General features: G+C 50.2%; 12 protein-coding genes and 2 pseudogenes. 10 read left to right on the forward strand and 4 right to left on the reverse strand.

The genetic code is table 11. The features are described 5' to 3' along the window. Positions 1-94 precede the first annotated feature (94 nt). Positions 95-286, forward strand: a complete 192-nt coding sequence (locus ACVX3G_RS11070) for a hypothetical protein (RefSeq protein ID WP_014195948.1) — start codon at positions 95-97, stop codon at positions 284-286. A 170-nt stretch (positions 287-456) separates the two neighbouring features. On the opposite strand, the gene ACVX3G_RS11075 is transcribed toward ACVX3G_RS11070, so the two are convergent. Together ACVX3G_RS11075 and ACVX3G_RS11080 are read right to left on the reverse strand one after the other, a co-directional pair. Next, on the reverse strand, positions 457-879 hold the full coding sequence (locus ACVX3G_RS11075; protein WP_014195947.1) for a type II toxin-antitoxin system death-on-curing family toxin: 423 nt from the start codon (positions 877-879) through the stop codon (positions 457-459). A 20-nt stretch (positions 880-899) separates the two neighbouring features. After that, positions 900-1181 carry an AbrB/MazE/SpoVT family DNA-binding domain-containing protein gene (locus tag ACVX3G_RS11080; protein WP_014195946.1) on the reverse strand — a complete coding sequence of 94 codons (282 nt, stop codon included), beginning with the start codon at positions 1179-1181 and terminating at the stop codon, positions 900-902. Positions 1182-1372: 191 nt separating this feature from the next. On the opposite strand from ACVX3G_RS11080, the gene ACVX3G_RS11085 reads away from it, so the two are divergent. The 3 genes and pseudogenes from ACVX3G_RS11085 to ACVX3G_RS11095 all read left to right on the forward strand — a co-directional run. Beyond that, positions 1373-1654, forward strand: a complete 282-nt coding sequence (locus tag ACVX3G_RS11085; RefSeq protein WP_155824524.1) for a hypothetical protein — start codon at positions 1373-1375, stop codon at positions 1652-1654. 312 nt (positions 1655-1966) lie between these two features. Then, positions 1967-2563 carry a DUF5317 domain-containing protein gene (locus ACVX3G_RS11090; RefSeq protein ID WP_014195942.1) on the forward strand — a complete coding sequence of 199 codons (597 nt, stop codon included), beginning with the start codon at positions 1967-1969 and terminating at the stop codon, positions 2561-2563. Between the two features lie 253 nt (positions 2564-2816). Beyond that, a pseudogene (locus tag ACVX3G_RS11095) lies at positions 2817-4112 on the forward strand (GGDEF domain-containing protein); the annotation flags it as partial. Positions 4113-4256: 144 nt separating this feature from the next. On the opposite strand, the gene ACVX3G_RS11100 reads toward ACVX3G_RS11095, so the two are convergent. Then, positions 4257-5570 (reverse strand): ISLre2 family transposase, encoded by a 1314-nt coding sequence (locus ACVX3G_RS11100; protein ID WP_479454545.1) that lies wholly within the window; start codon positions 5568-5570, stop codon positions 4257-4259. A gap of 114 nt (positions 5571-5684) precedes the next feature. Beyond that, positions 5685-7343, reverse strand: a complete 1659-nt coding sequence (locus ACVX3G_RS11105; RefSeq protein WP_014194949.1) for an IS1634 family transposase — start codon at positions 7341-7343, stop codon at positions 5685-5687. Between the two features lie 362 nt (positions 7344-7705). On the opposite strand from ACVX3G_RS11105, the pseudogene ACVX3G_RS11110 reads away from it, so the two are divergent. The 6 genes and pseudogenes from ACVX3G_RS11110 to ACVX3G_RS11135 all read left to right on the forward strand — a co-directional run. Beyond that, positions 7706-8191: pseudogene (locus tag ACVX3G_RS11110) on the forward strand (HD-GYP domain-containing protein); the annotation flags it as partial. A gap of 335 nt (positions 8192-8526) precedes the next feature. Continuing rightward, entirely contained in the window at positions 8527-9279 is a 753-nt protein-coding gene (locus ACVX3G_RS11115; RefSeq protein WP_014195939.1) for a DeoR/GlpR family DNA-binding transcription regulator, read from the forward strand. Next, positions 9276-10187 carry a 1-phosphofructokinase gene (pfkB, locus tag ACVX3G_RS11120; protein ID WP_014195938.1) on the forward strand — a complete coding sequence of 304 codons (912 nt, stop codon included), beginning with the start codon at positions 9276-9278 and terminating at the stop codon, positions 10185-10187. Before ACVX3G_RS11115 ends, pfkB begins: the two co-directional genes overlap by 4 nt. Before the next feature lie 24 nt (positions 10188-10211). Then, the gene (locus tag ACVX3G_RS11125; RefSeq protein ID WP_020278816.1) at positions 10212-12083 is read left to right on the forward strand and encodes a PTS fructose transporter subunit IIABC; all 1872 of its coding nucleotides are present in this window, start codon (positions 10212-10214) and stop codon (positions 12081-12083) included. Positions 12084-12215: 132 nt separating this feature from the next. Beyond that, positions 12216-13082 carry a permease gene (locus tag ACVX3G_RS11130; RefSeq protein ID WP_047757904.1) on the forward strand — a complete coding sequence of 289 codons (867 nt, stop codon included), beginning with the start codon at positions 12216-12218 and terminating at the stop codon, positions 13080-13082. Positions 13083-13097: 15 nt separating this feature from the next. After that, positions 13098-13946: a TIGR03943 family putative permease subunit gene (locus tag ACVX3G_RS11135; protein WP_047757903.1), complete on the forward strand. Its 849-nt coding sequence runs from the start codon at positions 13098-13100 to the stop codon at positions 13944-13946. Positions 13947-13960 lie beyond the last annotated feature (14 nt).

The raw sequence follows: 13960 nt of genomic DNA on the forward strand, positions 1-13960 counted from the left end.
TTCCTGACGATGATCGGAATCCGTTTTTCTCATTTTCCGACGAAAGACTTTCGCTTCCATGTTGTAGGATAGCCAAAAAATAAGCGGGGATACAATGGGCAAACTTTCGTTTCAACGGGATCTGGAGGACAAAAGATCAGGCCGCCCTTTGTTTTGGCTGTTGGGTGTTGTTGCCTCAATGATGGCCGAAACACCGGGGGTAGAAAGCTTTTTTCGTTCAACCGTTGAAACTCAAGGGAAGACCGTGAGTGTGGAGGATAAACTTTTGACAATACCTAAAAATTGAGGATAGCGAAAAGGCGGCTTTGGATCAAGGTTCGCACAGTTGTGTAAAAACAAAGCAGCAAAAAACGATGTTGTTGTCCTGTCATCCAAGTTTACTGGGTTGGCGATGGAATTTCACGCAATAATTGAACTTGACCCGGCTTTGGCCCGCTCTTTTCCTCACTCTTTTCCTCATTCTTTTCGTTTTTGGATGGGACGGATGTAACTCTCTAATTCGTGGGCAAGATGCTGGATGCAATCATTTCCCCGGAACTTGGCATCCTCGACAAGGTACACCGTGAAATCTTCCGCTTCTTTATTGGTCATAGTGAATTCATATCCATTCAAATCAAGGAACGTGACGAATACGGTTAAAGCCGTCCGCTTATTGCCGTTGTGGAAAATATGACCTGTCGCGATGGAATGGTAATAGCAGCAAGCCTTTTCAATAATCGAAGGGAACTGTTCCTCCCCGAACAATTTCGTTTTCGGTCTTTCCAACATCCACGCGAATTTATCGGGGAATTGGATCCCCGCTTGTTCTGCGTCGTCGTACATTTCCATGACCGTGTAATGGATAAATATGATTTCTTCCGCTGTCAAATAATAAACCATGTTTTCCTCCGGTTGCTCCTTTATCTATATTTCAAGTTGCGCAGCGCTTCGTCATATTTGGAGATCGCGCGGTTCATCGCCATCACGACTTCAGGACGGACTTCTTTTGGAATTCGGTTTGCGCGTTTCATCACGATTTCCCCTCGTTCCTTGTCGTAATATATTTCGATTTCATCGCCTTTATTTAGGTTTAGCATCGTGGCTAAATCTTTCGGGATGCTAACGGACAAACTATTCCCGACTTGGCTAATCCGACGTGTATACGTTTTGTCATTCTTGCTTCCCAACATTTCCGCGTCCATTTCTTTTTCATCTCCTTTCCATAATATGGACAAAAAGGACGTTTTTATCCATAAAATTATTACTGTATAAACAATTATAACAATGATCTTCCGAAAAGCAATACGGAATAATAAAAAAGGGCTTTTTGTCTTTCAACGAGAAAAACGCATGCCGCATTTCTAGAATCGATGTCGTTAGGAGGGAAAGAGGAGTGCCGCATAAAGTGAGCTTGTACGGATATACCGTCTGTGTGTTATGCCATGCCGGACATAGTGAGGTCGGAAGCGTCAAGCAGTGGAACATGAAACAGCCGCGTCACGGAACGGATCAACGACGGCTATCTTTATTATTGCTTGGGGGATTTAGTTGGTTTATCAAATATCTTTGTCTTGCAGAAGGAATGAGGGATATTCATTGTTGCGACGGACCATCCGTTTATTATCTTGCGCGTGAAGCCAATCCACATAAGCTTGGAAGCGGAACGGTGAGATGAACGAGGATGGCTTGCTGGCTGTGGGCAGGCGCGCCCAAGAATCTCCTGCCGCTAAGTGTTTGCGCAGTCGGGGGATCATTCCATTGAGGGTAGGTTCTTTGTCACTATTCAATGGATATACATGCCGCTGTTTTTGTCGTTTCTTGTTTCGAAGAATGGCGAAAATGAAAAGAAGGAAACGATATTCATCAAAATTTGTTTGCAGTTAGGACGAACGGACTATTTACATGGAATGAAAAAAACGGTAAAAATAGAAGTGAGGATAGCAGTTTAGAAAAAAGAGAAAATTCTGTTTATCAAGGGGACAGCATTATGGTTTACGATGGAATCATTTTGTCGTTGTTGATCGGCTGGTTTCGCGGCGGAAGCCTGAAAGGGTTGGCCAACATGAAATTGCGCTTCGGTTGGCTGTTCCCGATCTTATTGGCGGTGCAGTTTGTGGTCTTTTTCCTGCAAGAGCGGGTCGCATGGATCTCGAGCATGAGCAACGGCATTTTTCTCCTCGTCTACATCACCGGGCTCGCGTTTTTATGGCTCAACCGCCATCAGCCGGGGTTTTCGGTCATCTTCGCCGGCGTCTTGCTCAACTTTATCGTCATGGCCGTAAACGGCGGACGGATGCCGGTATCGATCGAAGCCGCCCAATTTCTCGGCCGCGAATACATCGAAGCGTTAAAAGCCGGTCTGTACGGCAAGCACCAGGCGATTACATCGGATACGCTTCTGCCGTTTCTTGGCGACATCATCCCGCTGTCTCCGCCGTACCCGCGCCAACAAGTCATCAGCATCGGCGACGTCGTGATGAACGTAGGGGCGTTCTTGTTCATCCAGCATCTGATGCTCAGCGCACCGCGGCATAGAGCAGATGATGCTGAAGAAACAACGGGTGCTCCTGCGATCAATAAATAAAATGTTAAGGGGGAAAAGGACATGAAATTCAAAGCAAAACAAGTATTGATCAATTTGTTCATCCTCGGTTCGGTGATTGTGGCGTTGACGTCGGGGTTTAAACTCATTGAGTAGAAAATAATAATGTTGATCTAATAAAGAGGGAGGCGATACTCCTTCTTTAAAATTTTTTAGCTGAGAGTGATTTTGTATGGTTTTTGAACGGTTAAAAAACAAAGAAAAACTATATACTGTTGTTGTCTCTCTTTTAGGGATGTGTATATTTGCTACAGAGGTTCATATCCATTCTCAATCCTTAAAAGATTGGGTTTTAGTATATATATTGACTGGTTCTGTCGTTTTGTTGAATCTTTTTCCTATTATCTTGCCCCCTAAAGCTAATTCTTTTTCAATGGATTCTGCTGTTTACTTGGCTACCCTGTTTTTATATGGATTGAACTTTACGTTACAGGTTCTTTTTATTTTTAGTTTGATAGAATTGTATCGTAATCAACGAATGTCTGCATGGAGACATTTATTTAATTTCTCAATGTATTGTTTGATGATATCAGGTGCTTATTACTCATTTTTATTCTTCGATGGGAATATTGGGAAGATAAATGTCCATCATTTACTTCCTTATTTGATTAGTTTGCTAGTTTATTTTAGTATTAATGTATTATTGATTTTTCTTTTCTTCTATTTCATTGGACAAATATTTAAAGGTGCTCTAGAGTTAGGCGTCTTAAAAGAGGCGTGTGTTGGTTATTCAGTAACATTGCTTCTTTCAATGGTTTTAGCCATTTTATTGTCGGAAGAGAAATATTTTGGCTTGTCCTTATTTATTATTTTAGTAACGATATTGTCTATTGTTTTTAGGAAATTTTTGGAATTATACCAGTTAGTATCCAACCGCGCCAACAGAGATCACCTCACCGGCCTATACAACCACGGTTTTTTCAAAGAAACGCTCAAGGAGCAGTTTTCCGACTGCAAACTGCTTAAACAGCCGTTGACATTGGCGTTCCTTGATCTAGACGATTTTAAAAAATACAATGACCGAAACGGCCATTTGCAAGGCGATCGTTTGTTGACTTTTTTCGGGAAACTGCTGCAAAAAGCAGTCGAAGGGACGAACTTCACGGTCGCCCGCTATGGCGGAGAAGAGTTTGCCATTTTAATGCCCAACACGACGAAAGAAGACGCGTACGCGTTTTTAAACCGGTTGCGCAAAGAAGTGAACGATACATATTTTGAAGGCGTCGAGCATATTCCGTATCGTTGCCTGTCGTTTTCGTGCGGCATCGCCGAGATGGAAAAAGATATGTACGAAAGCGAGGAATTGATCCATCGCGCCGATCAAGCGCTGTATTACGCCAAGGCGCAAGGGAAAAACAACGTGCAGCTGTATGATAAGCACAATATGTGCTTGGATGAGATTAAGTTTAAGCAAGATTTGGAAGCGCTCGAGCAGCAAGTGAAATTTTTTCTTTCCAAAGATGTCTATACATACCGCCATAGCAAACGGGTGTTTAAATATGCGTTGGAGTTTGGCAGTCGTCTGAGTCAGTCAAGACTTTGTGGAGAACATTTTTTCGGTTCACTACGGGTGTTGTCAATCACTAGTTAGCGAACCATTTTCAGGAATTGATATCGTAAGCGCTTTCGGACTCTCATCCCTCATCTTGAGGCGATGATACGATATTCCATTTTTTTACACCCAACCACCATCCCGGAGCGCCGACAACGCTTGATGGATCGGCGTCCCGGATGACCGCTGCAGACACGGTAGATTCTGACGCACCACATCTGCCCATAACCGTCCGGCCTTCCGTTTGGCCTGTTCGATCCGCTTGGACTTTGTTGAGGCCGAGACGGCCGACTGGGGCTCTTGCTCCTCCCACCGTCCCTTTCTCCACCCGATCCCGTCGATTCGGGCTGCCATCGCCCTCAGAAACGCCCGAAGCCCTTGGTCTTTCCAGCTGCGGCGGGATTTCACCCGATGCGCAAACCGGCTCATCACGCTCTCGGCGTGGCCCATCGGACGCATGCCGGTCGTCTCCACCCCTTGCTCCGACAGCCACTCCCGATAGTCCCGGATGCATCCCGGCATCGACTCGATCCGGCGGATCATGGCAGCCATCTGCTTCTCTTTCGCTTCGTCCTCCAACGTGCCGACCGCGCTGTTCAGCTCCACGAGAAGCCCCTCTTCGTCTTGTTTCGCCAGCTTCTTCCGCACCTCCCGCCAACGCGAATGGCCGGACAGACACTGACGCAACTCCCGCGCCACATGAAATCGATCCAGCTGAAAGCACGCCCGCTTCCCAAAATACTCCCGGCAGGCCGTGATCCACGACGCCGCGTCGCCGTTGATGATCAAAAGGTCCCGGCACGGATCATAGGCATATTCGTTCATCAGCCACTCTTCAAACCGTTCCCACACGTCTCCCTCCCCTTCATGGAGGTAGTGGCGCCGGTTCACGAGCTCAAGCTGCGAACCGTTTCGTTTCCATCCCTCGTGAATCGCCAGGATTTTCTCTTCTTTCGCCCGTTTCCCTTTCCCCTGGCGGGAAATGAACAGCCCATCCGCCTCCACAAACAGCACTCGGCCGTGCCGTTGGGAAACAGGGTGGTGCAGCGAGACAGGGGCCTCCAGCACCAGTTGGCGAATCGCCTCGTGGCTTAGGACCGCATACCCCACGATCGACTCCAACGTACGGGCCGCTTTGCGGTAGGAAGAGCACTCTACGGCCAACTCGACCGCCGTTTCCTCGAGGCAAGGGCTGATCGACTGCGCTCCATCAAAGCCCAGTTCGGCATCCAGCAAGAAGGTATACGCCCCCGCCTGCCGATCATAGTAGTAGTTCCGTCGAAACGTCACTTCTCCAAACAGCGTTTGGATCGTGGTCGGCCGTTTGTCTTTCAGCTGATACCGGCGCTTGTCCCGCGCTTCCGCCAGTTGTTGATCAATCTCCTCCAAAAGGGCCGCCAACAAGACAGCGAACACCTTTTGACTCACATTTCGCACCCTAACAAGGTCAAAACAAAGGATTTTTTATTTAGTTTTTCAGAATAACTTTTTGACCAACACAACGAGCGATGGCAATCCTTTTTTTACCATCGCTGGTCGTTCCGTATCACGTTACACGTAGATGCTCTCATCCATGCCCAATCCCTGCAGAATCCTTCGCTGATCAGGGGTAAGGGAGCGATCCAGTGAGCGTTGGATGCGCCCATCCGGCAGCTTGAACAGGACGACGTTCACATATTGAAACAGCTGAAAAATCGCCTGTCCCGTCGGCCGGGTCAGCTTGCGGCCTCCAGGACCCTTCAACGGGTGTTCTGGAGTAATAAACTGACGCACTCGGCGCTGAAAAACGCGGTAAATCGCCAAGGCCAACAGAAACAAATAGCCTAATACTGCGACCCGTTCTGGTTTTTTGACGTAAATCTCATCCGTGAAAAACGGATCTTTCAAAAAAGCGAAGTTCATTTCCACCGAGATCTGCCCTTTATACAGCTTCAAGATCTCTTGGGCATCCATGGGTTGGCCCTTCCATTCCTTCGGAACGGTCGTGACGAGGACAAACCGGGACGCTTTCCGTCTCGCCTGTTCCCACGCGTCTTGGTCGAATTCGACGTCAAGGTGCAAGAAATACAGCGTCTCCACCTCGGGTTCCGCCCCTTTTTTCGGCCGTCCGCGCCGTTTTTTCAGGCGTACGATCTCTTCGACCGCGGCCTCAACCCGATGAAACCGGGGGCGAAGGGACGCCTTGAGGGACGCCAAGGCTTGTTCGGCATCTTCCCGGCAGGAGAAGGGGTGACGCTCCCAACGGGCTTGTTCCTCGCGAAGAAGCTCCGCTTCTTTGGTTCGTTCTTTTTCAAGCGTCTTTCCTTTTCGCTGGTCGAGCGCGCTCGATTCAACAACGATCAGCCGAACGGGGTGGCCTTCATACGTCGAGGCCGTTTCCCATACCCGGTACGTGGCGCCGTTTCTCTCCGCCAACGTAAAGGGATCGCTCCACGTCGTGTCCTCAGCATCCGCTTCGGCCAGCGCGGTTTTCACGATCCGGAGCGACGAAGGGCCTCTGGTGATCAAAAAGGCGTTGGCCGCTTTGGTTTGCGCCAGGGTCTCTTTCGTCATCGCGGCGGAATCGGCCACGTAAATCCATTCGTCTTCGATTTTGGCCTGCTTCAGCTGTTCATGGACACGAGACAGCACCTCGGGATTCCATGTTTTATCGGGCAGGTTGCCATCGTGCACATCGCCGTAAAACGGGATGCCGTCCTCGTTGCCGACCAGTCCGAAACCGATCTGTTTTTGCCAACGATGATGGCGGTTGTAGCCATGTGTGATCTGCAAAGCCTCTAATGAGGCCGATTCATACGCGCCGTAAACCGTCTTGTCCGTCGTATCGGCGTGAAAGGCTCGGAGGGAAAGGCCTTCTTTGCGATAAATGTGAATCAAGCAAGTGCTGATCACCTTGTGAATATCGGCCTCATACAAGCGGTCGAGATGACGAGCCAAGGCATCGTCGTTCAACCAGGAAGGATGGAGACCGGGACGGATGAGTTTCTCTAGATCGATCTCCTGAGCCCATCGTTCCACGTGAACGAGGGCTTGCCGGCCGTCAAACATATTGTAGATGATGGCCTGAACGGCATCGCTGACTCGAGTCTGGCACTGTGGATCAACGGGAACGAGATGGTCAATCAATTGGGGCAGGCCCAGTTTCTTGAATAGGGCACTTATTATATTCAAATAATGATTGCGATAGACCTTTTTGACTTGAACGTTCATAAGAGAAAAACTCCTTTACGTTCCTTGTGTGTCAAGGATTCATTCGACATCGGAACGAAAAAATCCTCCCGATTTTCGTCGAGAGGGTGCGAAATGTGAGTTTTGAAGAGTTCTGACTAATTGTTCCTCCAGCTCTTTTAATAAAGGCCATTCTGTGGTAAGATGTTTCATGGACTCTCTCCCTCCTGTTTTCGGTTGATGTTGACAATCACCATCATAGCAGGGAGAGAGTCCTTTTTGCATGACATTTGCTTTTTTCTACCGCGCTTCGCTTGGTGGCCCCGACGAGCGTCGCGAACAAAAGTTCGCAACCCTCGTCGGGGATCATTTCGGAATGTCACCCACAAATATTTTACTCACACAGTCGTCTTGATGAGTTGACCGACCATGAACGGCAGACGCTCATTTTAGGGGCGCTCATCCATGACATTGGCAAAATTGAAGTGCCGCGCGATATTTTAAATAAGCGGGGAAAGTTGGAGAAGCATGAATGGGAGATCATTAAAAAGCACGTAACGTGGGGACGCGAGATTGTGGCGGCGGAGAAGCGGTTTGATGATTTGCTTCCGCTTGTCGAGCTGCACCACGAACGATATGATGGGAAAGGGTATCCGTACGGGCTGAAAGGGGAAGAAATCCCGAAACTGGCCCGCATTTTGTGTATTATCGATTCGTTTGACGCCATGACAACCGAGCGTCCGTACCAGCCGACGAAAACGTTTGAAGAGGCGCTTGAGGAAATCAAGCGCTGCGCAGGAACGCAGTTTGATCCGGTCTATGCGGCGAAGTTTATCGCGTTTGTGCGGAAGCATTATTTGCCGCTTGCCGAGATGGAGCAACTGAATTAAGTGAAAGAAGGCACTTGCCGATGGCAAGTGTTTTTATTTTTGGCTTTCCGTGAAAATCCTGCGCCGGCAAGCGGTGATTTTCAATCCCCGGGTGGAGGGCAAACCATTGCCCATGGACCTTTCTGTGAAAAATCAAGCGTCGGTGGGCTGTGACGTTCATGTGCTGGGAGTAGAGAGGAACATTTACTTATGGATGAGATTTTGATCGATTTTGATTGATTGAATTATTTATTTGATTTATATTGATAGAAAATGAATGTTTTTGATTGATTTTTTCACTATCTTGGGATATGATAGAGTTGTAAGCGATATCCCCGATGATCGGAGGTGGGAGTGTGCTGACAGAAGAACGTCACCGCTTCATTTTGGACCTGTTGGCGCAAAAAGGAGTCATCAAGCTGCAAGAGCTCGTGGAGGCGACTGGGGCGTCGGAGTCGACGATTCGCCGCGATTTGACGCAGCTTGAAACCGAAAAGAAACTGCGCCGTGTGCACGGCGGGGCGGCCTTGTTGCAGCAGAAGCGCGAAGAGTTAAGCGTATCGGAAAAGTCGCTGAAATATATCGAAGAAAAGCGGCGGATTGCCGCGTATGCGGCCAGTTTGGTCCAAAAAGGAAACTGCATTTATTTAGATGCGGGAACGACAACGTGGGAAATGATTCCACATTTGGCTGACAAAGAGGTCATCGTTGTCACGAACGGCGTGATGCATGTCGAGCGGTTGCTTGAGCAAAATGTGGCGACGTATTTGATCGGCGGCATGATCAAGCCGAAAACGAAGGCGTTGATCGGGCGCGGCGCCATCGAGTCGCTGCGGCAGTATCGCTTTGACCAATGCTTCATCGGCGCCAACGGCGTTCATTACGACTATGGTTATACGACGCCGGATCCGGAAGAAGCGCTGGTGAAATATACGGCGATGCAGCTGGCGCAACGCGCGTATGTGCTTGCTGACCATTCGAAGTTGAATGAAAGCGCGTTTGCGAAAATTGCTGATTTGCATGAAGCGGTGTTGATCACCGATGAATTGGATGAAGAGTGGAAAGATTTGTATCGAACAAAAACAACAGTAGAGGTTGTGGCTCCGTGATTTACACATGCACGTTGAATCCATCTGTTGATTATATCGTTCACCTCGATGAGCTGCATGTTGGTGAACTGAATCGTTCGGTGAAAACGTTCACATTTCCGGGCGGGAAAGGGATCAATGTATCGCGCGTGTTGAAGCGTTTGGATGTTGACAGCACGGCGCTTGGATTTGTCGGGGGATTTACCGGCGGGTTCATTGAAAGCGAGCTTCGGAAAGAAGGCATTGCCTGCGATTTTGTTCATGTCCCAGGGCAAACGCGCATTAACGTCAAACTGAAAGCTGGGCGGGAGACGGAAATTAACGGTGAAGGCCCGATGATTGCCGATGACGATGCAACGCAATTGATAGCGAAAATCGGAGCGCTTTCGGCCGGTGATGTGCTTGTGCTCGCCGGAAGCGCGCCGATGTCGCTGTCGGCGGACATGTACGAGCGATTGGCGGCTCGAGCGGTGAAACGGCGTGTTCGTCTTGTTGTCGATACGAGCGGTCCGGCGCTCGAGGCGCTGCTCGCCTGCCGGCCGTTTCTTGCCAAGCCGAACCACCATGAGCTGGCCGAACTGTTTGGCGCCGCTGTGCTGACGAAAGAAGACATCATCCTCTATGGCCGCCGGTTGGTTGAAAGAGGAGTAGAGCATCTCATCGTCTCGATGGGCGGCGCGGGGGCGTTTTACTTCGGCCGGGAAGCAACGCTGTTTGCCGAAGCGCCAAAAGGAACGGTGAAAAATTCGGTCGGGGCGGGTGATTCGATGGTCGCTGGGTTTTTAGCCGCCCATACGAGCGGAAAACCGATCGAGGAAGCGTTCGCTTACAGTGTCGCCGCCGGAAGCGCGACCGCGTTTTCGGAAGATTTATGCACGAAAGAGGAAGTCGAAGCGCTCGTCGACCGCGTCCGCGTCGTGCGTTTATAGGAGGAAATCAAGGGGGGCGTACAGATGAACGTCACGGATTTGTTAACAAAGGAAACGATGATTCTTGAACTTCGGGCAAAGACAAAAGAGGAAGTGATTGATGAATTGGCCGCGAAACTCGCCGAGGCGGGGGCGGTCAGCGATGTGGAGGCGTTCAAACGAGCGATTTGGGCGCGCGAACAACAAAGCACGACCGGCGTTGGAGATGGCGTTGCCATTCCGCACGCCAAAACGGCGGCGGTCAAGCGCCCGGCGGTGGCGTTTGGCCGTTCGACCGCCGGGATTGATTACGAGTCGCTGGACGGCCAGCCAAGCCATTTGTTTTTCATGATTGCGGCCCCGGAAGGCGGGGAACAGACGCATTTGCAGGCGTTGGCGAAACTATCGTCGCTGTTGATGGATGCCTCGTTCCGCACCCGGTTGGAGCGTGCTTCGGATGAAGAGGAGATCCTCCGTTTGTTCAAAGAGAAAGAGAACAAAAGGGAAGAACCGTCTCTGCAAGGCGCCCCATCTGGCGGCCGACGGAAAGTGCTGGCGGTGACCGCTTGTCCGACAGGAATCGCTCATACGTATATGGCCGCTGATGCACTGAAAGCGAAAGCGGCGGAAATGGGGGTGGCGATCAAAGTCGAGACAAACGGCTCCGATGGAGTGAAAAACGCTCTGACGGCGCAGGAGATTGAAGAGGCAACGGCGATCATTGTCGCAGCCGATAAACAAGTCGAAATGGACCGCTTCAACGGCAAACACGTCATTCAAGTGCCAGTCGCCCAGGCGATTCGTCAGCCGGAGAAGCTGATCGAGCAGGCGTTGCGCCAAGATGCACCGATTTATCGGGCGAGCAGCACGGCGCGAGGCAGCGCGGGAGCGGCGAAGCCGCGCACCGGTTTTTACAAGCATTTGATGAACGGTGTATCGAATATGCTTCCGTTTGTCGTCGGCGGCGGGATTTTGATTGCGCTTTCCTTCACCTTCGGCATTAAAGCGTTTGATCCGAAAGATCCGTCGTATCATCCGTTTGCCAAACTGTTAATGGACATTGGCGGCGGCAATGCGTTTGCGTTAATGGTTCCTGTGCTGGCCGCGTTCATCGCCATGAGCATTGCCGACCGGCCGGGGTTTGCGCCGGGGATGGTCGGCGGTTTTCTGGCGGCGAACGGCGGGGCGGGTTTCTTGGGCGGATTGATCGCTGGCTTTCTGGCCGGGTATTTGGTCGTCGGGCTGCGCAAACTGTTCAGCCGCTTGCCGCAGTCGCTTGAGGGGATTAAACCGGTGCTGCTCTATCCGGTATTCGGCATTTTCCTCACCGGCGTCATTATGATGTATGTGGTCATCGATCCTGTCAAGGCGTTGAATGAAGGGCTGAAACATTGGCTTTCCGGCATGGGAACCGCCAACTTAGTGCTGCTTGGCGCGGTGTTGGGCGGCATGATGGCGGTCGATATGGGCGGACCAATCAACAAAGCGGCGTATACGTTTGGCCTGGCGATGATTGAAGCTGGCAACTTTGCGCCGCATGCAGCGATTATGGCTGGCGGGATGGTGCCGCCGCTCGGATTGGCGCTGGCGACAACGTTCTTTAAAAAGAAATTCACGAAAGCCGAGCGGGAAGCCGGAAAAACGTGCTATATCATGGGCGCTTCGTTCATTACCGAAGGGGCGATTCCGTTTGCCGCGGCTGACCCGGTGCGGGTCATTCCATCGATTATCGTCGGATCGGCTGTTGCGGGAGCGTTGACGATGTGGTTCCATATCGGGCTGCCGGCGCCGCACGGAGGGATTTTCGTCATCCCGATCGTCAAAGGCAGTGCATGGCTTTATATCTTGGCTATTTTGATTGGTTCCATCGTAACCGCATTGATGGTCGGGTTGTGGAAAAAAGAAGTGGAAGAATAATAGAAGAAGAGGCGTTTCGCCAAAGGCGGAGCGCCTTTTTTGTTATGGAGTTTGCTATTTTTCTTACCAAATTTTCATGACAATGGTCATTTATCATGATAAAATGAACGGTTGTAAATGAGAGGAGAACCCATGATGAACACGTTTTTGCAGCTGAATACGATTTTTATCAGCATATTGATTGAATCATTGCCGTTCGTTGTGCTCGGGGTGTTTGTTTCCGGAGTCATTCAAATGTTTGTCAGTGAAGAGGCCGCACAACGGTGGATACCGAAAAACCGCCTTTTGGCCATTGTTTATGCCACATTGCTTGGGGTGTTTTTCCCTTCATGCGAATGCAGCATCGTGCCGATCACTCGGCGGCTCGTCGCCAAGGGGGTGCCGCTTTACGCGGCCGTGCCGTTTATGTTAACGGCGCCCGTCATCAATCCGGTTGTGCTGTTTTCGACGTATATCGCTTTCGGAAGCAGTTGGACGATGGTATTGTGTCGGGCGCTGTTCGCTTGCGCTGTCGCCGTCGCTGTCGGTGTCGTGATGGCGATTCGGCATGAAGGCAGCGAGTTGCGCCATGAACGGCGCGAGATGCCGATGATGCCCCGTACTTGGAAAGAGAAAATCGTTGGCACCCTGCGCCATACGATCGATGAATTTTTTGCGACCGGGAAGTATTTGATCATTGGGGCGTTCATTGCTTCGGCGATGCAAACGTATGTGAAAACGTCGGCGCTTGTGGCGATCGGCAATGGGAAAGTGGCGGCCTCTTTGGTCATGATGGCGCTCGCCTTCGTGCTGTCGCTCTGTTCCGAGGCGGACGCATTTATCGCCTCGTCGTTTCAAAGCACATTTCCGTTTCACGCGCTGGCAGCGTTTCTCGTTTACGGGCCGATGCTCGATGTGAAAAATACGCTCATGTTGTTTCAGTCATTCCGAGCCCGGTTTGTGTGGAAACTGATTTCCTATATCACGTTGTTTGTGTTTGCCGGATCGCTATTGATCTAGCAAGGAGGTGGCGGCATGATTCGCATGTATATTTTGCTTGGGTTTGCGTTTTTGTTTTTTCATTTATATATTACTGGAGAGTTGAGCAAATACATTAATATGCGGTATTCGTATATTTCGTTTAGTGCGATGTTTGTGTTTGCTTTTTTAACGATTGTGCAATTTGTGCTGGCAAGCCGCAACGAGGAACCGCGCGATCATGGGGAAGAGTGCTGCGGCCATCACCATCATGAGCCGTCCGCACGCTGGAAGCGGGCGGTGAATTACCTTATTTTTGTTTTTCCGCTGGCTTCCGCCTTCTTGTTTCCCGTTGCGACGCTGGATTCTGAAGTCGTAAAGGCGAAAGGGATTCATGTTCCTGGGATGGCGGCTGACGGCAGCGATCCGTTTGCCCAGCGGCAGTTTTTGCGTCCGGATACGAGCATGTATTATGGGCGGGACGATTATCAAAATGCCATGGAAAAAGAGCTGAAAAAATACGGTCGTCTTGCTCGCTTGGAGTTGAATGATCAAAACTATTTAAATGCCATGGAAACGATTTATCAGTTTCCCGGTGCATTCGCCGCCCGCGACATTGAATTCACCGGGTTTGTTTACCGTGAGGAAACGACGCGCGCCAATGAGGCGTTTCTCCTTCGCTTTGGAATCATTCATTGTGTTGCGGATTCAGGGGTGTACGGGTTGCTCCTTCAGTTTCCAAAGACGGTGCCGCTTCAAAATGATGAATGGATTCATGTGAAAGGTACGCTATCCACCATGTATTACCAGCCGTTTCATATGACGCTTCCGTATGTAAAAGTGACGTCATGGGAGAGGGTGGCCAAACCGAAGGAGCCGTACGTATACCGCCAATTCAATGAATAAGAGCGAGCCGCGGA

The organism is Geobacillus sp. PLS 41 (genome assembly GCF_056494105.1).